At 41.0% G+C, this 22042-nt stretch carries 25 protein-coding genes; 4 read left to right on the forward strand and 21 right to left on the reverse strand.

Annotated features, from left to right (window positions below):
- Positions 1-64 precede the first annotated feature (64 nt).
- Both LGO15_RS15140 and LGO15_RS15145 read right to left on the reverse strand, forming a co-directional pair.
- Complete coding sequence (locus LGO15_RS15140) at positions 65-1531, reverse strand: NAD(P)/FAD-dependent oxidoreductase (RefSeq protein WP_226085198.1); 1467 nt, start codon at positions 1529-1531, stop codon at positions 65-67.
- A gap of 182 nt (positions 1532-1713) precedes the next feature.
- Positions 1714-1869 carry a YjcZ family sporulation protein gene (locus LGO15_RS15145; protein WP_167834458.1) on the reverse strand — a complete coding sequence of 52 codons (156 nt, stop codon included), beginning with the start codon at positions 1867-1869 and terminating at the stop codon, positions 1714-1716.
- 282 nt (positions 1870-2151) lie between these two features.
- Here LGO15_RS15145 and LGO15_RS15150 point away from each other — a divergent pair, with 282 nt between their 5' ends.
- Both LGO15_RS15150 and LGO15_RS15155 read left to right on the forward strand, forming a co-directional pair.
- Entirely contained in the window at positions 2152-3225 is a 1074-nt protein-coding gene (locus tag LGO15_RS15150) for an SGNH/GDSL hydrolase family protein (protein ID WP_226085199.1), read from the forward strand.
- 63 nt (positions 3226-3288) lie between these two features.
- On the forward strand, positions 3289-3894 hold the full coding sequence (locus LGO15_RS15155) for a DUF502 domain-containing protein (protein WP_167834452.1): 606 nt from the start codon (positions 3289-3291) through the stop codon (positions 3892-3894).
- A gap of 49 nt (positions 3895-3943) precedes the next feature.
- Here the strand turns inward: LGO15_RS15155 and LGO15_RS15160 are convergent, their stop codons facing one another.
- The 4 genes from LGO15_RS15160 to rsgA form a co-directional block, all read right to left on the reverse strand.
- A complete protein-coding gene (locus LGO15_RS15160; RefSeq protein ID WP_167834451.1) occupies positions 3944-4444 on the reverse strand; it encodes a PTS sugar transporter subunit IIA in 501 nt (166 codons plus the stop codon).
- Between the two features lie 32 nt (positions 4445-4476).
- Entirely contained in the window at positions 4477-4914 is a 438-nt protein-coding gene (gene msrB, locus LGO15_RS15165; RefSeq protein WP_167834450.1) for a peptide-methionine (R)-S-oxide reductase MsrB, read from the reverse strand.
- Positions 4911-5450, reverse strand: a complete 540-nt coding sequence (gene msrA / locus LGO15_RS15170; protein ID WP_226085200.1) for a peptide-methionine (S)-S-oxide reductase MsrA — start codon at positions 5448-5450, stop codon at positions 4911-4913. The genes msrB and msrA overlap by 4 nt, the downstream gene beginning before the upstream one ends.
- Positions 5451-5732: 282 nt before the next feature.
- Positions 5733-6782, reverse strand: coding sequence for a ribosome small subunit-dependent GTPase A (gene rsgA, locus LGO15_RS15175; RefSeq protein ID WP_167834457.1), 1050 nt, complete (start codon positions 6780-6782; stop codon positions 5733-5735).
- 346 nt (positions 6783-7128) lie between these two features.
- Here rsgA and LGO15_RS15180 point away from each other — a divergent pair, with 346 nt between their 5' ends.
- Entirely contained in the window at positions 7129-7884 is a 756-nt protein-coding gene (locus LGO15_RS15180; RefSeq protein ID WP_167834448.1) for a DUF4397 domain-containing protein, read from the forward strand.
- A 128-nt stretch (positions 7885-8012) separates the two neighbouring features.
- Here the strand turns inward: LGO15_RS15180 and LGO15_RS15185 are convergent, their stop codons facing one another.
- From LGO15_RS15185 to ilvA, 10 genes are all read right to left on the reverse strand, one after another.
- Positions 8013-8597 (reverse strand): YpmS family protein, encoded by a 585-nt coding sequence (locus tag LGO15_RS15185; protein ID WP_226085201.1) that lies wholly within the window; start codon positions 8595-8597, stop codon positions 8013-8015.
- Positions 8598-8632: 35 nt separating this feature from the next.
- The gene (locus LGO15_RS15190; protein ID WP_167834446.1) at positions 8633-9439 is read right to left on the reverse strand and encodes an SGNH/GDSL hydrolase family protein; all 807 of its coding nucleotides are present in this window, start codon (positions 9437-9439) and stop codon (positions 8633-8635) included.
- A 159-nt stretch (positions 9440-9598) separates the two neighbouring features.
- Complete coding sequence (locus LGO15_RS15195; protein WP_167834445.1) at positions 9599-10183, reverse strand: SCO family protein; 585 nt, start codon at positions 10181-10183, stop codon at positions 9599-9601.
- 96 nt (positions 10184-10279) lie between these two features.
- Positions 10280-11254, reverse strand: coding sequence for a nucleoside hydrolase (locus tag LGO15_RS15200; protein WP_167834444.1), 975 nt, complete (start codon positions 11252-11254; stop codon positions 10280-10282).
- A 74-nt stretch (positions 11255-11328) separates the two neighbouring features.
- Positions 11329-12909 carry an ATP-binding protein gene (locus LGO15_RS15205; RefSeq protein WP_226085202.1) on the reverse strand — a complete coding sequence of 527 codons (1581 nt, stop codon included), beginning with the start codon at positions 12907-12909 and terminating at the stop codon, positions 11329-11331.
- A 326-nt stretch (positions 12910-13235) separates the two neighbouring features.
- A complete protein-coding gene (locus LGO15_RS15210) occupies positions 13236-14078 on the reverse strand; it encodes a DegV family protein (RefSeq protein WP_167834442.1) in 843 nt (280 codons plus the stop codon).
- A 168-nt stretch (positions 14079-14246) separates the two neighbouring features.
- A complete protein-coding gene (locus tag LGO15_RS15215) occupies positions 14247-14498 on the reverse strand; it encodes a DUF2535 family protein (protein WP_167834441.1) in 252 nt (83 codons plus the stop codon).
- A 268-nt stretch (positions 14499-14766) separates the two neighbouring features.
- Positions 14767-15543 (reverse strand): twin-arginine translocase subunit TatC, encoded by a 777-nt coding sequence (gene tatC / locus LGO15_RS15220; RefSeq protein ID WP_167834440.1) that lies wholly within the window; start codon positions 15541-15543, stop codon positions 14767-14769.
- 101 nt (positions 15544-15644) lie between these two features.
- Positions 15645-15848: a twin-arginine translocase TatA/TatE family subunit gene (locus LGO15_RS15225; protein ID WP_167834439.1), complete on the reverse strand. Its 204-nt coding sequence runs from the start codon at positions 15846-15848 to the stop codon at positions 15645-15647.
- 172 nt (positions 15849-16020) lie between these two features.
- Positions 16021-17289, reverse strand: a complete 1269-nt coding sequence (gene ilvA, locus LGO15_RS15230; protein WP_226085203.1) for a threonine ammonia-lyase IlvA — start codon at positions 17287-17289, stop codon at positions 16021-16023.
- 165 nt (positions 17290-17454) lie between these two features.
- Between ilvA and LGO15_RS15235 the strand changes: the two genes are divergently transcribed.
- Entirely contained in the window at positions 17455-17676 is a 222-nt protein-coding gene (locus tag LGO15_RS15235) for a hypothetical protein (protein ID WP_023627653.1), read from the forward strand.
- Between the two features lie 83 nt (positions 17677-17759).
- Here the strand turns inward: LGO15_RS15235 and LGO15_RS15240 are convergent, their stop codons facing one another.
- The 5 genes from LGO15_RS15240 to LGO15_RS15260 all read right to left on the reverse strand — a co-directional run bounded on the left by LGO15_RS15240 (position 17760) and on the right by LGO15_RS15260 (position 22042).
- Positions 17760-18491 carry a lysophospholipid acyltransferase family protein gene (locus LGO15_RS15240; RefSeq protein ID WP_167834437.1) on the reverse strand — a complete coding sequence of 244 codons (732 nt, stop codon included), beginning with the start codon at positions 18489-18491 and terminating at the stop codon, positions 17760-17762.
- 109 nt (positions 18492-18600) lie between these two features.
- Positions 18601-19089, reverse strand: a complete 489-nt coding sequence (locus LGO15_RS15245) for a dihydrofolate reductase (RefSeq protein WP_167834436.1) — start codon at positions 19087-19089, stop codon at positions 18601-18603.
- Positions 19086-19880, reverse strand: a complete 795-nt coding sequence (locus tag LGO15_RS15250) for a thymidylate synthase (protein WP_167834435.1) — start codon at positions 19878-19880, stop codon at positions 19086-19088. Before LGO15_RS15250 ends, LGO15_RS15245 begins: the two co-directional genes overlap by 4 nt.
- A 158-nt stretch (positions 19881-20038) precedes the next feature.
- Positions 20039-20740 (reverse strand): anthrax toxin lethal factor-related metalloendopeptidase, encoded by a 702-nt coding sequence (locus LGO15_RS24205; RefSeq protein WP_245243671.1) that lies wholly within the window; start codon positions 20738-20740, stop codon positions 20039-20041.
- Positions 20741-20953: 213 nt separating this feature from the next.
- Complete coding sequence (locus LGO15_RS15260; protein WP_167834434.1) at positions 20954-22042, reverse strand: toxic anion resistance protein; 1089 nt, start codon at positions 22040-22042, stop codon at positions 20954-20956.

The following is a 22042-nucleotide window of genomic DNA, read 5'->3' on the forward strand; positions in this document are numbered from 1 at the left end:
ATCTCCCCGCCTTTTCTAGATATATCAATTATTTTATCAGAGAAAAGAGAGTGTGTAAGTACCTTTAAACGAATGCAGGCTCAGCTTTTCGGCCAACCTTTGACTTTTCGATGATGTCGGTGGCAATCCAGACACCGCATGCGCTTGCCTGTGCCAGACCTCTTGTGATGCCGGCTCCGTCCCCTCCGACATACAGGCCGCCAATTTCGGTTTCAAATTTGTCATTCAACTTCGGTCTTGCAGAATAGAATTTTGCCTCGACTCCATAGAACAAGGTATGTTCTGAAGCAAGCCCTGGAGTGACCTGGTTAAGTGCTTCTGTCATCTCGATCAAGCTCTTCAGTGTGTTATATGGAAGGACAAGTCCCAGATCACCTGGAACAGCTTCCTTTAATGTCGGCTCTAAAAATCCTTCTTTGATCCTCTTCTCCGTTGACCTGCGCCCCTTTAAAATATCACCGTATTTCTGGACAATCAGGCCGCCGTTGGAAAGGCTGTTTGCCAGTCTGGAAATCTCATGTGCATATTCATTCGGCTTATCGAATGGCTCAGAAAAAGTATGCGATACAAGCAAGGCAAAGTTGGTATTGCTGCTTCCAAGTTTAGGATCTTTGTAAGCATGGCCATTTGCAAGCATGATTCCAGAATGATTTTCGACAACGACATGTCCAGAAGGATTGCTGCAGAACGTTCTTACACTAGTCCCTACGGAAGTATTGAAGATGAATTTCCCTTCATATAAATGCTCATTTATTTCCTCCATAACAACATTGGACGTTTCCACACGGACGCCAATGTCGACCTGGTTGTTCATCATCGTAAGCCTTCTTTTTTTCAAAAGCTGTGTCAGCCATTTGGAGCCGTCACGGCCAGGGGCAACGACCACTTTCTCAGCAAGGATTTTCTCACCGTTCTTAAGCTCAACACCTTTGACTATATGGCCATCAGCAGTTTTCTCGGTAATCAAATCCTCGATCTCCGTCTTGAACGCCATATCAACTTTATCTTTTAAGTATTCAAAAATATTTTTTAAAATCTCAAGATTCTGTTCAGTACCAAGATGACGCACCTGTGCTCGTAGCAGCTTCAATCCTGCGGCATAGCCTCTTCTTTCAATTTCCCTGACCTTATCTGTCATCGGGTCGGTGATGCTTTCTGTAGCTCCATGCTTAAGGTTAATTTCATCTACGTATTTAATAAGCTCGACGACTTTTGAATCAGGAAGGTAATCCGTCATCCATCCGCCGAATTCACTTGTTATATTGAACTTTCCATCTGAATAGGCACCGGCACCGCCAAACCCATTCGTAATCGAACATGCTGGAAGGCAACCGGCAAAATCCTTCTTCCCGGCTGGCGGCGGACATTTCTCAATTTTCTTCTGTAGTATCGGGCAATTCCTCCGATAAATATCGTGGCCTTTATCAACCAGCAAAACCTTTGCCTCAGGCATCTTCAACGATAATTCATAACAAGTAAATATACCTGCCGGACCTGCTCCAACGACAATCACATCATAGTTTGTATTCATTCTGCATCCCCCGCCAATCAGTTTTTTGCTTAACCATTGGTAAATATAACAAACAAAGGCGAAGGAGTCAACAATAATCACGAACTTTATTAAGGGTATATATAAATAATGTTCGTGTTTTATCAGAACAATATAAGAGACTGCCTGGCAGGCAGCCTCTTATTTATCTCAGTACATTGTTTTTACCAGTTATAGCTGCAGCATGCACCAATGATGATCAACAAGATGAACAATACAACGATTAAAGCGAAACCGCCGTATCCGTAACCAGCACCTGCTACTCCTGCATAAGGATAACCTCCGCCGCAGAAAGTTCCATAAGTTGGTGCTGTTGCCATTGGTGAAGTTACAGGCATAGGGGCATTATCATATCCGTACATTAAAAACCACTCCTCGTTTGTTTTTGAATTGCTTTCCCTTTACGGTATGATATGGGTACTTGACCCGTTTGTGCATTAGCCCATTTTTTAAAATTTATGGGTTCTTCAAAATCTCCGAGGATTTATGTTAAAGTCAAAAAACAGGAAAAAATATTACAAAGTTGGTAATTAGCAGTTAAAATAGTGATATAGATATTTTTCGGAGGGATACCAACAAGAATGACATCAAGCGCAAAAAAAATGTCCAGTATAATTCTCCTCACCGCCGCAGTTATGATCTTTTTAGCGATACAGTCCGAACATTACTTTTCAAAGAATTTAACGGTATATGAAAAAATTGAAGCTGGTTCGAAGATTCATTATTTAATAATCGGAGACAGCATTGGCCGGGGTGCTGGTGCAGAAGATAAGGACTTACGCTGGTATAGCCAATTCGAGGTCCTTCTCAGAGATTTCAGCGGATCCCGGGCAAGAAGGAATATGATCGTCCAGAGCGGGGCAACCGCGTTCGAAGGAATTTACAAACTGGAGAAGGCCCCGTATTTCCGGGACATAGATCTCATCTTTATTGTTTTTGGCGAAAATGATCGCAAATACATGGACTCTGAACAGTTTACTTTTTTTTATGAAAAATTGATCCGAAATGCCAAGGAGCGCTATCCTGGCTCTGAAGTCATCACAATCATCGAAAGTCCTTTAAAACAGGAGGAATTTGCTGATGCGATAAATAGAGTGTCGGTGCATTATGGAGCAAAGCCACTAGACATGCGGATTCCTTTTAAACAGTCAGGGATGCTTACTGAGCAGCTCACCACAGATACGGTCCATCCTAATGGGAAAGGATATCAGTTATACGCGGCTTCAATACTTGAACTGATTAAGAGTAATATCAATTCAGATACCGAGACTGCCAGTCTTCCAAAACCTTTAACCATGGACCAATCCTTTACTCTGTACGAAAAAAAGAATTTATCTCGCAGCCAGGGATTCGTCTTTGATAATGGAATGAATATCAGCAGGAGAGCTGGAGATTACCTAGAATACGAGTTCCAAGGCCCTATTCTTGGAGTTAAGGCGATTCGAAGCCAGGAGGGAGGAATGCTGAAGGTGTTGATCGACGGAGAATATGTCACGACGCTTTCGACATGGTGGCCCTTCACTCGGGAAAGATATCTATATATCGCAAGCGGGCTTGATAAAGGACGGCACACAGTCCGATTTGAAACATTGGACAAAACTTCATCAAACAATACAAGTGAAAAGTCAGTCATCCAGATATCCTCAATTATCGTTGCGAAAGATGAACAAAAATAATCATAGAAAGTTACATTTAAAAAGTGTATGATACTTCCATATGTTTAAAATAAGGAGTTCAACATGAAAAGTGTATTGAAGAATTTTATTAATGGGATTTTGACAATTGTCCCGATCATTCTCGTTATCTATGTCATTTATAAAACATTCATGTTCTTAGACAGCCTTCTAGGCAATGTCCTGAAGCCCTATTTACAAGAACGGTATATTCCAGGCATTGGCCTCCTGACAACCCTGATCCTTATTACTATTCTAGGATGGTTGTCCACCCGTTTCATTACTGGAAGTATCATTAAACTGATTGATAAATTGCTGGAAAAAACACCTTTCGTAAAAACGGTTTACTCTGTTATAAAGGACACGGTCCATTCATTCCTTGGCGAGAAAAAATCATTCTCCAAGGTCGCTCTAGTAACAATACCCGGTACCAATATGAAAAGTCTCGGTTTCATAACGACAGAAAACCTGAAATCATTCCATGAGCCATTATCCGAGCATGTTGCCGTCTATGTACCCCAGACGTTCCAAGTAGCAGGGTTCACCTTCCTCATCCCCAAAACCGAGGTGGAAATCATTGATGTAAAGCCTGAGGATGCAATGAAATTCATCCTCTCAGGGGGTATGACCTCTGCAAATGGCAAAAAGTCTGTTCATGAAAACAGCCGCTGATCAGCGGCTGTTTTTGTTCATACCTGGTCCGTTTAAACAAACCTGATCCCTATTCAAAGGTCACTTCCAAAATCGGTGTCGTTCCCTTATCTACATTTCCTTTTGTTAAAACCTTCAAGGAGGCAGCCTGATCTGTGTTGGTTATAATCACTGGTGTCACAGTACTTTTCGCCTTTTCACTGATCACAGAGAGATCAAAGGTTACCAGTTTATCTCCTGCCTTGACTTTATCGCCCTGTGCTACATGCGTTTCAAAACCTTCTCCCTTTAGGGAAACAGTCTCCAGACCGATATGGATCAATAGCTCTGCTCCGTTTTTCGCCCTGATCCCGACAGCATGCTTCGTAGGGAAAACCTGAAGTATTTCACCTTCCACCGGGGACACGACCACTCCCTCTGACGGTTCGATCGCTACTCCATCCCCCATCATTTTTTCCGAAAAAACAGGATCTGGTACTGCAGTTAAACTTATGGCTTTACCTGTCATAGGTGCTACCAATTGGATTGTTTTAACCGGCTCTTCTTTTTTTCCGAATAGCTTTTTAAACATCAGTATCATTCCTTTCAAACATTGAGCTTTGATTAATCATGGAACAGCTTGAGATACTCTCCATAACCTTCCTCTTCCATTTTTTCTTTCGGAACAAACCTCAATGCGGCCGAATTAATGCAATATCGCAGTCCATTTTCTCCAGGCCCATCATCAAACACATGACCCAAATGAGAATCCGCCGTCTTGCTCCGCACTTCAGTCCGGACCATGAAATGGCTCCGGTCTTGCTTTTCAATTATTTCTTCATCCAAGATTGGCTTCGTGAAACTTGGCCAGCCGCATCCGGCATCATATTTGTCCCGGGAGCTGAACAAAGCCTTGCCGGAGACGATATCGACATAAATTCCTTCTCTTAAGTCATTCCAATATTCATTTCTGAATGGCGGTTCGGTTCCATTATTTTGCGTAACCTCATATTGCATAGGAGTCAGTCTCTTCTTTAACTCCTCTGGATTATTTTTTGTCATTTCTTTTCCCCCCAATGATTCCTGATAAATGCTGAACGTCCCGATCCTACTTGGAATGCATTATACCTCTCAGGGTTCTTCTTATAATAAGCCTGGTGGTATGTCTCTGCTGGATAAAACGTTTTGGCCGGCAGAATCTGCGTGACAATAGGTTTCGTGAATACACCGCTTTCCGCAAGCTTCATTTTTGATTCTTCCGCTAACTGTCTTTGTTCTTCACTATGATAAAAAATCGCTGTCTGATAGGACTGTCCCCTGTCGTAAAACTGACCTCCTGGATCTGTCGGATCGATTTGCTGCCAGTATAACTGCAGCAGGTCCTTATAAGGGAATATTTCCGGATTGTATGTGATTTGTACCGCTTCATAGTGCCCAGTTGTCTCGCTGCAAACCTGCTCATATGTAGGATTCTCCGTTGTGCCTCCAGTATAGCCGGACACAACGCTGATAATCCCCGGCTGCTCATCGAACGGCTTTACCATGCACCAGAAACAGCCTCCGGCAAATGTAGCAAGCTGGTAATTACTATTTTCCATAGTGACACCTCATCTTTTAAGCTTTTGATAAATCAATGTAACTGTCTACTCAAATACTTATTCCCTATTGTATAACTTTTAAAGCAAAAAACACATTCAGAGTGCTCAAATAAGAAAAGCGACTCGTGCTGCTCAGAGCTAAAGCTTCTCGCAAGATACTCGAGGAAGTTAAGTCAGGGATGCAAACTGGCTAGGCGCTGGAGCTAGACAGTCTGCAAAGTAAATTATACATTTGCGTACTTATCTCTCAAAAAAACCCCTTCCGTAGAAGAGGTTTTTACATTATCTTCGCTTGTGCATGGAATTATGGCGAGCTTCTTTACTGATGTTTTTCCAATGTTTTTTTTCATCGGCTTGTGCCTTTTTATCCAATTTACGGTCAATAAAGGCCAACTCTTTTTGGAGCTTTTTATAGCTGACAAGCCTACTTTCTTCGAGCAGTCCCTCCTGGATTGCTGCCACAACTGCGCAGCCGGGTTCGTTTTTATGGCTGCAATCACGAAATTTGCAGGCATCAGCATACTCCTTGATATCTGCAAAACTCTCGGTGATCCCATCTTCACTTGTCCATAGCTGTATTTCCCTCATTCCTGGTGTATCAATTAAGATCGCCCCACCAGGCAGCAGGACCATTTCCCGATGGGTGGTAGTATGCTTGCCTTTATCGTCATTTTCCCTGATTTCCTGGACAAGCTGTTTTTCAAATCCTGTGAAGTAGTTGACAAGGCTTGACTTGCCGACACCTGACGAACCAATCAATGCTATTGTCTTACCTGGTGCCAGGTAGGCATGAAGTTCCTCAATGCCTTTTTCCTCAAGAACGCTTACGGCTATTACAGGTACACCGATAGCCACTGAGGAAACTTGATCCAGCTTCGCTTGTAGATCTTTCACTAGATCCGCTTTGCTTAAAACGATGACAGGGTTTGAACCGCTTTCCCAGGCAAGCAGCAGGTATCGCTCAATTCGTCTTAGATTCAAATCATCATTAAGTGAGTTAACGATGAAGACCGTATCAACATTTGCTGCGACTATTTGCTCCTCGGTAACTTGGCCGGCAGCCTTTCTGGAAAACTTGCTTTTTCGGGGAATGATTCCTTTTATGGTACCGCGCATCTCCCCGGGGGAAGCTTGAACGGCAACCCAGTCGCCAACTGCCGGCAAATCTTCACGGCCATTTGCTTCAAATGTCAATTTGCCAGCTAATGTACATAGATATTCTCCTTCTTCGAGCCATACCCTATAACTATGCTTATGCTCTAATGCTACCCTGCCAAGCTTCAGTCCATCTGGATAACTTTCATTAAAAAGGCTGTTCACTTCAGCACTCATTCCGATATTTTCAAGATTATTCAATTCTTATTCCTCCATCATGCTTTTTTATAATATAAAAAAACCACAGGCATACACAGCCCGTGGTTCATAAGCATGAAGAAAAAGACTAGTCGTCTATTGATCCGCTCAGGTCAGGGGCCGTGCAAAAAGCAACAGTCATCATCAAAACATTTAACATTTTGCTCATTTCACTCCACCTGCCTCTCTTTTAATTATTTATAGTATATGGTAAAACATTCCTCAAGTAAAGTCTTATTTTAACTATCCGCTGCCTATTTGCACCTCTTGCGCCCAATTTGCATACTTTACATTTGAGTATTCATTAATTTTAGGAGTGAGGGGTATGACCACTAGGAACCAGAATGATTACCTTCATAAAGCAGCCATTTATGATTTATTGGCCAATTATTATAAATACCTTAATCCAAGCTTACATGTCATGTATTACCACAAACACTTACGGAATTTAAATAAGGCTGTCCAGTTAATGCGATCCCCTGCAGTTCCGGAAATTCCATTGACTCCAGCCATGGTTCGCTTCTTGCATGGTTCTCCAGGAGTAGAGAAAGTTGATATTTATGTAAATGGAAACAGGGTGCTCCGCGACTTCAGCTATAAATCCAACAGCAGCCATATGCAGCTTCAGCCAGGGAAATATCAGGTTGATATATACCCAGCAGGTGATAGTGTATCTACGGTGATCAGCAAAAAGATAGTGGTCGAACCAGGAAGGATATACACAGCGGCAATTGCCGGCCCTGTCAATAACCTTAGGCTGCTGATTTTCGAAGACAGCCCACAGACTCCTGTAGGAGAAACGAAAGCTAGATTTATCCACCTTTCTCCAGATGCACCAGCTGTAGATATTGCCGGGAAAAATGGTGATGTTATTTTCCCGAATGTGTCCTATAAACAAGCCACTACTTATCTCGCTTTGACCCCTATGACTGTTACACTTGAGGCGAAAGTTGCCGGTACCAAAAATACAGTAGTGACAATCCCCGATGTGAAATTGGAACCAAATAATGCCTATACGATCGTTGCGGTAGGTACTGCAAAAGGGGAACCTCCAATTGAAGTACTAATATTGCAAGGTTAAGGCGGCCGGGCGACCGGCCTGTTTTTTTTTATGAAACCTCATTTCTTTGCAAGGAAAGTTATCCTAGCTTCCACATCAATGTTCCATCCGAAAAAAATCAAAAAGAAGGCACCCATATAAGTGCCTTCTTAATCTGCTGGAACAAGCAGCGTAAATTTAACGTTATCTTTTTTCAAATCAAATTCATTTACACGGACTTTTATGTTACTTTTCAACTTAAGCCTTTGCATTGACACATACACTCTTTCTTCCTTTGGCTGGATGTTCACGGCAGCCGGCAAATCATAGCTGTCGCGGACAAATTTAAGAACCGTTGATACAGGAAGGTTCAGTCTTCCTACCGAAATGGACCTCTGCTTTAAGATCAAATCTCCATTTTTCAATGCTTGAGGTTCGAAGGTTAGCCTTAACTCCAACTCCTGACTGAAGAGAGGCAGCGTTCCATATAACTCCACTTCATCTGTCAACAGAACTTGATAATTAATCTGGCTGTTCTTTGCTTCTTCTTCCAGGTAGTGATTGATGACCCGATTTAAATCCCGTTTGTTTGTCGAGACATTAAAAGCAACATCATCTCCATCAGATTGATTCGGAACAGGTTCTATTTTTGTTTCCTCAACTGGTGAAGCGATTAGGACCCAGACTGCGATGAACACTGCAGCTATGATACCCAATAAAATAAAAAAGCCGATTTTCCATTTGTTTTTTTTCATTACTCTTTGTAGCTCCTCTTCCATGACTTATTGCATCAGTTCGATATTGAATCAATGACCTGCTCATCCAGCGTTTCATAGATCCGATCAGCAATTAATTGATAACCCCGGTCATTTGGATGAAAATAATCAGTATATAACAGGTTTTCTTCATTGTTCAAGAAAATATCATGAATGTCGACAAAGTGCGCATTCCCGTCCTGCGTTACTATTGAGAGGCTTTGGCTGTTCCATTCATCCACTATTTGATTCATTTCTTCTACATCCGCAAACCAGCTATAAAATGGGTTATACAGTCCGACTAAAACTATTGGCGCTTCTTGATTATGGCTTCGGATTGATAAGAAAATTTCCTGAAGCTGTTTTGCGAACAACTTTTGTTCTGCATGAAAAAGATTAAGATTAAGACTGGAGAAATTCTGCTTAACCACCTTCATCAAGTCATTTCCGCCGATCGTTAAGATGATCAGATCGGCCTCCTTGATAGAGGATTGGACATTTTTGTTATTGAGCCTTTTAAGAAGCTGGTCGGTCCGGTTCCCTCTTACACCAAAATTTTCGAAATTCGCATTTTTTATTGCCTTTTCATTTTCAAGCTGTTCAGTAAGATATGGGATATAACCTCCTGTGTTGGTACTATCCCCTACCCCCTGTGTAAGAGAGTCCCCAGCAGCCACAATATGCAAATCCCTTGGAAAGAATGATGTTGGCAAAGCTTCCTTTAATTCCACTCCCGTTTCTTTTACCTTATTGAAGTTCCCTTTTTGCAAACTTTCAAACTGGCTGCAGGAAGATAAGATCATGGCCAGCGCTACATAAAGTAAGGTGAATTTCTTCAACAATATTCATCACCTACCTTTAAAAAGTATTATCATTATATCATTTAATGCCTTAATGGGGCTTATTTTCCGATTCGCTTTTCCCATTTCCAAGCGTATATTATAATCTGTTCAACCTGAATAGGCTTATTCCAGGACAAAAAAAAGACCACATAATGCGGTCTATTGAAGTGCTTCGATATCTTCAATTATTTGTTCAAAAGGAACGTCCTTAAGCCCAGTATAATATTTCCTCATATCCCCGTTCTGGTCTACAAGATAAAAATCAGTTCCGTGGATGACCTGGTCCCCTGTTTCAGGCTTCTTGACTAAAGTCTTGAAATTTTCAAGCGCAAATTTCTCTATTTCCTCTTGGGTATAACCCGTTAGGAATGACCAGTTCTTGAAATCCACATTGAACTTCTTTCCATATTCCTTAAGTGCCTCAGGAGTATCGACATCAGGATCCACACTGAAGGAAATGATCTCGACATCCTTAAGCCCTTCTTCTTTCATCATATCCTGGAGCTTTGCCATATTGGCTGTCATTGGCGGGCACACATCTGCACAGTTCGTAAAAATAAAACTGGCAACCCAGACCTTGTCTTTTAAATCCGGTTTGCTTACTGACTCACCATCTTGATTGGTGAAAGTAAAATCCTCAATCGGATAGTTCTTGGCATCCTTTAATCCGCTATTCCCACATGCAGCAGCAAAAATCATAACTGCAGCAAGCATGAGAATGGTATAAACCTTTTTCAAACCCATCACCTGCATCTCTCGAATAATGTCCATAGACAATTTTATCAGAGGCATTTGAGAGAAGAAAGAAAAAGGTATGAAAAAAGTGTGAAATTGCATCATTTACCCTGTGCCATTGTGGGATTGTGAATTTTTCATCGTGGTGTAAAAATTCTTAATGAACTCTGCATAATTAAAGTTAACAGCTACCTTATGGACAGGATAATCTGCTTTGTCAATCGATTTCCTAAAATCCCCGATACTCTGGCCAAATGCCTCTCCTTTGTTCACAACAATTTTGACAGGAATATCGAGGTAAACAACATGCTCTTCATGCACTAACGCCCAGAGTGTCAGTACATCATGGAGAGGAGCACCAGTCAATTCAGGATTCCTCTCTTTATAGAACTTGAAGTAATAATCGAACATGGGCTTGACTAGCTTCCCTACTTCACTGTCAATGGAATGGTAGTATTCATCAAGCTCATCAATCAAGGCAGGGGTCACGATTGCCCCGCTCGTCACATCTAACGGAATGATTTTCACAGGTGGTTTTGATTGTGTCAGGACGATATTGGCAGCATAGGGATCTCCATAGAAATTCGCTTCTGAGACCGGCGTCACATTTCCCGGCTCATTGAACGCTCCACCCATAACGTAAAAATCCTTAACCATTTTCATAGTTTCAGGGTAGAGAATGAAAGCTGCCGCGAGCGATGACAGTCTGCCCACATTCACTATGATGATTTCACCGGGGTTTTTTTCGATGATATCCTGAATGCCGTGGAAATTTTCTAGAGAGTAATCCACCTCAATATCAGGGATAATCGGTCCTAGCCCTTCAATCCCATGGACATCAGGAACATATTCAGGGGGTATTCCTGTCAATGGCAATTCGGCACCAGTAAAAACCGGAACATCACTTCTTCCGGTCAGCTTCTGCAAATAAGCGGCATTACGCAGTGCATCTTTCTTTGATACATTGCCATAATCGGCAACGACACCGACCAAATCTATTTCCTTGTTAAAAAAAGCATATAAAACAGCGATATTGTCATCTATTCCAAAATCACTAAAGAAAAGCACTTTATATACCAAAGTCCGGACACCTCCTTGGTAAATTATATTGAGAGCTTTGAAAATAATGGCAAAAAAATAAAAAGCCCTGATATTTACTCAGGACTTTCATCCAACAATGGGACCTTTATCTCAAAAGTGGTTCCTTCTCCTTTTTTGCTGTAGACCTTTATTTGACCTTTCATGCGTTCTACAATCTGATAGCATACCATCAATCCCATGCCTGTGCCCCGCTCTTTCAAAGAATAAAAAGCCGTACCAAGCCTTGAGAGTTCGTCCGTAGTCATGCCAATGCCTGTATCATTGATGGTAAAAACACCGAAATCACCTTGCTTTTCCAATGCCATGCTAAGCTTACCGCCATCCCCCATTGCCTCAATACCATTTTTCAGGATATTGATGAGAACTTGTTTTAATTCGCTTTTATTCCCTCTAATTTTTACTTGGTTCTTTATTTCTGTATGCATTGAAATGTTTTTAGACATCATGGCATAAGAATTCATCAAATCCATGACCTGCTCCGCCAGCTCTCTTCCATCGATGATTTCCAGCTTTCCAACATCAGGTTTCGCCAGACTCAAATAGTCATTGATGATATTTTCTGCTCTGTTCAACTCTTCAATCATCAATTTTAAATACATATGATCTTCTTCGCCCATCTCTTTTGAAAGGAAGATTTGCAGAAAGCCTTTAACAACAGTCATAGGGTTTCTGATTTCATGGGCAACAGAGGCCGCCAGCTGGCCTATTGCGTTCATTTTCTCGGCACGCTGAAGCTCTTGCTGAAGTTTTGTTCGTTCAAATATATTCTCCATTGTGTTGATTGCTTCCTCCAGCAACAGCGACTCATTGTCCTTAAGAGCGCTTTGGCCCAATTGTTTGGATGCCGCTGAGACTCGATCAAAAAGTTGGGAAAGCTTGTAAGCCATCTCATTAAAATTCTCACTCAATAAACTTAGTTCTGATTGGTCATGCACAGGCAGCTTGACGCTAAAATTTCCGGAACTGATTTCCTTAATCCCAAAAAACAAGTCGTCAACGGGTTTCATGACCTTCTTAAGGCCCCAATTCAAGATGACATACACAGCAGCCAATATGGCCGCCAGCTCCAATAATAACAGCATTAAAATTTCCATTTGATTTTCCTTGATGATGGATGCTTTTGCATCTATTCCAAGTATGGCTACAACGTTCCCGCTGTTATCGGTAATTGGGGCAAATGCGGTGATCCAAGAGCCGTATTGATCAGTGAAAATATCGGTACTTGTTATAATCTTATTTTCCCTGGTTTCCCGATAAGCACCGATAAATTCTTCGCCTGCATCATAAAACATCAAGGAATCAAAGGAATATTCATAATAAGCATCAGACGCAGACAGTATGTAAACTTTATGATTTGGATATTCTTCAGGAAGTACAATATAAGCACCAAGGAAAGAGGCACTTTTGCTGCCTACCAAAGTCAAAAGCCTTTCTAGCCGCCTTATTGAAGGATTGGACGCATCCCGGAACTCATTTGCCTTCTTAATATCTTCTGGATCCAGTGTGGATGACCAAATACCTGCCACTCCTTCAACCTTGTCTGCCATTTGGCTTTTCAATTGTTTTGACTGCAGGTAGAAGCTTGTTCCTATTGTTGACACGACTACGATCGTCGTGATCATAAATGAGAACATCAAGACCTTCTGAAATAATGGCATGTTATTAACATTGAGCTTCATATTTTCATTGTCACATTCCGTTCCATCTTAAAGTGAATATTGAAAATATTCGACACTATTCTTTGATTTTCCTGTATTGTTTAAAAACTTTGTTTTGGACCAGAAGAAAATTATTATTTAAGAATTGGATATTTGGTGAACCGGTTGTTTACATTCATTTGGTTATTTTTATAATGTAGCTAATTCTCTTCCTAAACGATGTATCCGCACATTATCCGTTTTTTAGAGAAAGCTAACAAAAAGTCCTGAAATGTAAACTTCAGGACTTAGAGAGTAGAGCATTATTCAAAATAATACATAAAACCAATAGCGCCAGGGCCTGTATGAGTGCTTACAATCGGCGTTGTGTCTTCGATAGTAAAGTTATCATAGCCAGATACTTCATACACAGCTTCCTTTATTTTATCAGCTAGTCCCATGCCTTCTGCATGAACAAGCCCTACACCTTTGATTGTTTTACCATCTACATCTGAAGCAAATTGATTTCTAAGGTACTTTACAACCTGGGAATGACTTCTGGCCTTTGAAACTGGAGTGTACTCTCCACCTTCAAGTGAAGCGATTGGTTTGATATTCAACAATGAACCAATCATCGCTTTTCCTTTGCCAATACGCCCTCCCTTGACCAAGTTCTCAAGTGTATCCACGACGACAAAAAGACGAGTCTGATTTCTTATTTCATCCAGTCTTGACACTATTTCTTCAGCTGTTTTACCATCTGCCGCCATCTCTGCAGCCTCAAGAACCTGAAAGGCCAGCGCTTTCGATATAAAGCGGGAATCAATGACATTCACCTTTGCAGTGGTCATCTGCGCCGCGCTTTCTGCAGAGCGGACGGTACCGCTCATGCCGCCTGTCATATGTATCGAGATGATTTCATAACCTTCCGCGGCCAGTTCGTCATAAATCTTTAAAAATTCACCGGCAGGAGGCTGGGAACTCTTTGGCAATTCAGGAGAAGCTTTCATCTTTTCCATGAATTCCTTAGGACTGATCTCCACTCTATCTAAATAATTATCCCCATTAATAGAAATGGATAATGGAACAACGATGATCCCCCACTTCTTAATAATCTCATCATTCAGATCACATGTAGAATCAGTTACAATTTTAATTTTAGACATAAATTCACATCCCTATCAAAACACTGAACTATGACTATTATACCTATTCTTAAATACAATTTAAAATATTTGCATACATTCTATTTGATTTTCCAAACAGCGAAGTTTACAAAAAGTCCCTGAAAAAGAACAAAAGCGCCTGTTTAAGGGCGCTTCAAAAATGAATCTTCAGGCGTTATTTTTCAATTCAGCACTTTGGAATAACTGCTCATATTCCGGCCACTTCATAACTCTTTTTAAATACTCTTTAAAAGAATAAAACTTTCTTGCGTTTCTTTCCTGATAGATTGCTGTTATAAAAGTTTGCAAACGGACTTGGATCATAAAATAATAGGTGCTCTCTTCTTCCAACACAGGAATATCCACGACTTTAACCTTCTGTCCAACAACATTTTTGAACTCTAGGCTTTTGAATAGCAAAATATCAATCCTCTTTTATACCCGTTTGATTATATTATACCCTAAATCCTGGTCGAAATGTGTCTGTTTACGGAGATAAAAAAATTTTTTTTAGTACTTTCCGTAAACTTGATTCTTTCAAGATTAATGTAACAAACCTGTTGTACTTGAGACTCTGCTGAGTCCAAGTAACAAGCTTGAGACGGAAAAGACCATAATAAAAACGTGTGGAACTAACCCACACGTTTTTAGGAATGTTTTATTAAAGCTTGATCAGGATCTAAATCCTTTATGATCTGGATGATTCCTCATCCAATTCCTCTTCCATATCACCATATTGCTCTTGCCACTCTTGTTCCTTTTTCAGCTTACGTCTGTAAACGAATTTGGACAAGTTCACGCTGATCTCATACAAGACCAGAAGTGGAATTGTAACAAGGATATCGGACATGAAATCCGGCGGAGAAATGACGACTGAAATCACGATTAGTATAAAGTAAGCATACTTCCTGACCTTTACCAGAACATAAGGATTAATGACTCCCAGTGATGTCAAGAACATGACGACAACCGGCAATTCGAACAGTACTCCAAATGGGATGGTCATATTCATGATGAACTTGAAGTACTTTTCTGCCGTAAAGTTGGTTACAAGCATATCCCCGCTAAGTTCAACAAGGAAGTTCAATACTGTAGGAAAAATAACAAAGTAGCCAAAAGCTAGACCAACGATGAATAGTATGAATAACGCCGGTATATAAGAAAGCGATATTTTCCGTTCAATCGGCCTGAGTGCTGGTTTGACAAAAAGCCAAATCTGTGTGGCCAATACAGGAATCGTACCAGCTATCGCGATGATGGTGGCAAGCATGAAGTAAATCCATACGATGTCACTTGGACCTAAGACTATTAACTTAACATCCAAGTCCCGGACAAAAAAGTTATATATTTCTTTAACATAGAAAAACCCTACGCCGAAGAAAATAATAAATGCTACAGCCGTAATGATCAGTCTGTTTCGCAGCTCATCGAGATGATCCACCAGATTTAATTCTTTATCTTCCATTTCACAATCCCCTGCCAATTCCTTTTGGTGCTGTTCTTGAATAGCTTGTCATTTACAAGCCTCTTTTTTAAAAAAGGTGTAAGACAAAAGTATCTTACACCTTATTTAGTAACTTTCGTGATTTCTTTCTTTTCTTCTTCAAATTCTTCCATGACATCGCTTGTCAATTCGCGAGTTGATTTCTTGAATTCACGAAGCGTCTGGCCAAATGCACGGCCAATCTCAGGAAGCTTTTTAGGTCCAAATATAATGAGGGCTAAGACAAGGATTAAGATTAATCCAGGAACTCCGATGTTTGATAACATATCAACATCTCCTTTTTCATATTGTAAATCTACTATGATTATAGTACTTTTACTCCCCAAAGTGGAGGAATGCCGTGAAAGTTCATAAGAAATTCACAAAGGCTGCCAGAAGCTAATTTTCTGTGACAGTTCTTATTCTATAACATTCACCCTTAATTATCTATTATTAATATTATACCAGTAAATTAAACAACTGATTATCCTTATTCAATTCCATGAAGGCAAATCCCTTATTCTCCATGCTCGCAATCAGCCTATGGTATTCATGTTTATTTTTCAGTTCGATCCCCACAAGTGCCGGACCGCTTTCTTTATTATTTTTCTTTGTGTACTCAAACCTCGTTATATCATCACCTGGTCCCAACACATCATCGAGGAATTCACGCAGCGCACCTGCCCGCTGTGGGAAGTTGACAATAAAGTAATGCAGCAGCCCTTCATGGAGAAGAGACCTTTCTTTGATTTCCTGCATCCTGCTTATATCATTGTTTCCGCCACTTACAACACATACCACTGACTTCCCTTTTATTTCATCCCGGAGTAGGTCAAGTGCTGCAATTGGCAAAGCTCCAGCCGGCTCAGTGACAATCGCATGCTCATTATATAACTCCAGGATTGAGGAACACACTTTTCCTTCTGGAACTGCAACGAGCTTATCGACATTTTCCTTGCAGATCTCATATGTTTTACTGCCGACACATTTGACCGCAGCACCATCTACAAATGTATCGATTTCCTTTAGGGGAATAACGCTATTTTGCTCAAATGCAGCGTTCATGGATGCGGCACCACAAGGCTCGACTCCAATAAGCCTCGTCGTCGGTGATACGCTTTTTATATATGTACTTACTCCTGCCATCAAACCTCCGCCACCTATACTGGCGATTAAAAAATTAACTGAGTCCTGACAATCATTTAAAACTTCCACTGCAACAGTTCCCTGCCCGGCAATTACTTGTTCATCATCGAAAGGATGGATGAATTCCCTATTTTCTTTTTCTGCACATTCCCTTGCCTCCCGATAAGAGTCATCGAATGTATCCCCTACTAGGACGATATCAACGAATTCACGGCCGAACATCTCAACCTGGCTTACTTTTTGGCCTGGTGTTGTGGCTGGCATGAAAATTTTCCCATTCACACCAAGCTGCCGGCAGGCGTATGCTACACCTTGAGCATGATTCCCGGCACTGGCGCATACCACTCCCTGATCAAGCCCTTCTTCCCATAATAATTTCATTGAGTAATAAGCACCCCTTAACTTAAAAGAGCGTACATGCTGCAAATCCTCACGTTTCAAATAAATATTAGCTTCATATTTTTCAGATAAACGCTGGTTCAGTTGCAATGGTGTATGGGCAACAACCTCTTTTAGATGCCGATAGGCAATGAGAATGTCTTCAACACTTACCCATTTTTTTTTCATTGTTTCTTGTTCCATACTGTCACCCTCACTTTGCAAAATATTAATTTTTCCATTATAACATGAAATAATCTAATATCAGTTGAATTTTTATAATATTTAAAAATTTTAGGCTTTTAAGATGAATATAATGGTAGTAAAATAACATATAATAACGGAAATTACGCTGGAGGGAAATGAGAAATGGAATTTTCTTTAAACAGTTATGACGGGGCTTTGCCAGTAGAGGTTACACTCGATGAGGATAATGGGCGCTACATGATTCGCAAAAGTGATACTAGTGGAGAGTATTTCAATAGTCCTTTGGAAATGGTGAAATGGATTAGAGACAACTTTAAGCCTGAGGATTTTTGCATTCCTGCAGAATTCACCCAAATGATGAATAGCCTTGCACAATTCGAATAACTCCATTACATCATCCAGCCAGATTTTCTAAAAACGAACAGCCCCTGCCATTGTGCAGGGGCTGTTGACATTTTTGGAATGAATTATGAGGCAATTCTTTTCTCGTTCCTAGACTGGATGATCACTTCCCTAATTTCTTCAGCAAGGGAAATAGGATCTTTATCCTTATATTGCCGGCTGTAAACTGGAGGGCTGATGATGACTTTAATTTTTGCAGGTTTGACTAATCGGCCATTTTTCTCGAATACATCGGCTGTTCCTTGTATGGAGATCGGCACAATCGGAACACCTGAATCTTTAGCAAGCCGGAATCCCCCTGCTTTAAAGAGGCCAACTGGTCCACCCTTGCTTCTTGTCCCTTCTGGAAAAATCACAAGTGAATTCCCATTCTTTAAAAGCTCCACCCCTGCCATAATGGAGTCAGTCGATTTTTCACGATTCTTCCGATCAATAAAGACACAATTGATGGCTTCCATCCAGGCAGACAAAACCGGGACCTTCTTTATTTCAACCTTCGCTATAAAGCCAAAAGGCTTTTCAAGGGCCCCAATAAGGACAGGGATGTCAAAATTGCCCTCATGGTTACTGGCAATCAACACCGGACCTTCGGGAATATGCTGAAGTCCATCAACTTCTATCTGTGAACCTGTCAGTGCCATGAACGTTTTTGACCATTTTTTTGGCGTCTCATGAATCAGTTGCTTCTTACTATCTGGAGTTAGATCATCCGGCAATCTTTTTAGTCGTGAAAGCCTTGGTATGGTGTAAATAAGATAGCCACCCATATACAAAAAGCACGCAATTAATCGAAGCATTGTTTCCTCCTAAGGTTATTCTGTTGTCATTATACTGGATTTAATAGGAAGAGACTATATCTATCGGAAAATTGTATAGAAAAAGCAGCCCAAAAAAAGGCTGCAATCATTATTTTCGCTTATAGATTAAAAACTCATAATCGTATGGATTTTTTTCATCCTTCATGCCGTTCTCTCTTGTCTCTAGCTCCCATTTATCAATGTCGAACACTGGAAAAAAAGTATCTCCTTCAAACTGGTGATGAATCATAGTAAGGTAAAGCTTGTCTGCATGCGGGAGGACTTCCTTAAATATTTCTGACCCACCGATGACGAACACTTCTTCAGACTTGTTCTCAGTTGCAAAGGCTAACAGGTCATCAATTGAATGCATCACGGTGCACCCCTCAGGATCATAATTTTCGTCACGCGAAATGACGATATTTTCCCTTCCTGGGAGGGGCTTGCCGATCGATTCGTATGTTTTCCTTCCCATTGCGATTGGATGCCCCAATGTCATACGCTTGAAAAATTTCAGGTCTTCCGGGAGTCTCCACGGCAGCTGATTGTGGTATCCGATGACTCTGTTTTCATCCATTGCCCAAATAAGCGATATCATACACTGACAACCCCTTTAATATGTGGATGCGCTTCATAATTGACCAGTTCAAAATCTTCGTATTTGAATTCAAAGATTGATTTAACCTCAGGGTTGATCCGCATTTGCGGCAATGGTTTAGGATCGCGTGTTAGCTGCAATTTCACCTGCTCCAAGTGGTTCGAGTAAATATGGGTATCGCCAAAAGTATGCACAAATTCGCCGGGCTCAAGATCGCATACATGAGCGACCATCATTGTCAGCAAGGCATAGGAAGCAATATTAAATGGTACTCCCAAAAATACATCAGCCGACCTCTGGTACAGCTGGCAGGAGAGCTTGCCATCGGCTACGTAAAACTGGAACATACAATGACAAGGAGGCAGAGCCATCTTATCGATTTCAGCCACATTCCATGCATTGACAATCATCCTTCTTGAATCAGGATTGTTTTTTATAGTATCGATCAATTCGGTGATTTGGTCTACCGTCTCACCATCTGCACCTGTCCATGAACGCCACTGGTGGCCATATACCGGGCCGAGTTCTCCATTTTCATCTGCCCACTCATTCCAGATACGTACTCCGTTTTCCTGTAGGTATTTCACATTCGTATCGCCATTCAGGAACCATAGAAGTTCATGGATGATAGATTTCAAGTGGAGTTTTTTCGTTGTGAGCATCGGAAATCCATCCTGGAGGTTGAACCGCATTTGATACCCGAATGTACTGATCGTACCAGTACCAGTCCGATCTTCTTTTTTCACACCTGTATTCAATACATGTTCACAAAGTTCTAGATATTGTTTCATGAATCTCCCTGCCCTTCAAAGCCTTCGATTTCTTTTTCTTATTTTAGCAAATTCATCCCCTATGGTGGAAGCCTATACCTTTTATTTTAAATTCTCTTATAACTTAGCCAAAGTGTTCTATTTTTCCTGCCGAATGCTTCAATAATAGCAAAAAAGGCCTAATCCAGGCCTTCGATATATTGGTAGGTTTGCGGTGCTGCTTCCTTTAGCAGTTTTGCAGGCAGTCCGCCAATATAAAACATTGCAAAGCTTTCAGCAAAATATTCTTCAGGATAATCGAGGAAATAGCCACGCCCTGGGAAAAGCAGCCTGCTTTCACGTTTCCAGATTTTCTGAAACCGCTCCTCATGCCTGATTCCGTCATAAACATGGCGGTCAAGTGAATGGGCAAATTCATGCAATTCAAGATTGACAGAACCGTGGCCCTTTCCTTTTTCACTGCTGCCTATTTTCACGAGGACCGTCCGTGATCCGCCAATACCAGGTACCTGATCCCATGTCTTATCAGATGTATATCCTCTAGGGATGATTCCCTTCAAATGGCTTGCTGTTGGATTATCCGTCAAACTGCCTTCGAATAACTTTACTTTAATATTGTTGTTTACTGCTTTAAAAATCATGCTTTCTGGAAGGATCGTAAGTCTTTTTATGATCCTAGCTGCTTCTCCCTGATCGAAGTCCTTTTCCGGCAGGACAATCAATCTGCCAGCCAGCCTTGCGTCATCAGGCATCAGTGATTCATATAGCAAGGATTGTTTAGGATATTCATATAGGAAAATGCCGTCCATATTCGCATTGGAGCTTCCGAGCAAGGTGAAGGAAAGGATGATAACAACGAGTATTTGATAAAACTTTTTCATTTATTATCCCCTTTCCTGTAGTGTATTTAGCCGAAGATGCAAATAGGTGGAAGAGTCATCAATTCGCGGGAATTTCTCTATAGTAATCTACTAAAATTATAACATATGATTGCTTGCCTGCTGATTGAGAATTTCAGGAAGGCCTTAATTATTTGCCATAAAAAAACTCACCCAAATCAGTGGTTGGGTGAGTTTTTATGGCATACCATTTAATTATGCCTGCTTACTGCTTGTAGATTTCACGAATCTGTTCAAGTGCTGTTTCCCCTCATCAAACAGACGCTTATTTTCTTCCTCAATTACCTTGATTTCCTTCATTCCTTTAAGAATGATCTGATAGCATTCTTCAATCGTCTCAATCCTGATGCCTGGTGTACCTATATGGCGGGCTAAATCCACATTGTTGGCGGCAACATCCTGGACATTCCTGACCACTAACTCTTTCGTGCTCCGCTCGAGCTCTTTCATCGAATCAATCATTAACTTTTTCCTTTTAGTTGCTGCAGCCTGTATCAATCCGTTCTTGAATATGGGAATAGTCATTAAAAAAGCAGAGTTGATTTTGCTGACCAGTTTCTCATTTCCACGCTGGAGGAGCTTTATTTGGGCTGCTGTCTGCAAAGCGATCGTCTTCGCGATTTCAAGATCATGGATTCTTTTTTCAAGAAACTCAGTCGCATTTCGTAATGAATCAAGTTCCATGGATGACAATTGATTCCCTTTCAATTCATTTTGTTCGAGATGCGGAAGTTTTTTTGTCTTCCATTCCTCTAACCTCAATTCGGCACCGACAACGTATTTTTCCAGTGTCAAGTAATCCTGAAGAATCTGTTCATGCAGACGATCAAGCATGTTCGTGGTTTCTGTCAATTCACATTTGTATTTTGATATTCCTATATAAACCAGCTCTATTTCTTTCACCATCGACTGATATTTCTGGTACAGCCTATCCGTCATTTTTCCGCTGTTCCTGAATAACTTGCTTAAAATCCCCCCTTGGGCTTTTTCAAAATCCTTTTTGTCAAAACGATCCATGACCTTGCTTAATTGCTTGAGCAGTTCTACATAGTCCTCTGCATTTCTCATACTCATTATGTCAAGGATCCGTTCCGAGAAACGTGAAATTTCAACCGATGGCTCCTTGCCATATTGAAGGATATTGATGGTCTTTTCATCAATGCTCCGTGCAAGCCTCTGTATTTCAGGTTCATTCCTTAAAGCCAACTTAATATGAGAAAGCCGCGCTTCATTCATAGACTTGCCATTTGAAGAGCTGACACTTTGATCATGTGTTGGATTCAT

The sequence above is a fragment of the Mesobacillus sp. S13 genome (assembly GCF_020422885.1).
Classification (GTDB): Bacteria; Bacillota; Bacilli; order Bacillales; family Cytobacillaceae; genus Mesobacillus; species Mesobacillus selenatarsenatis_A.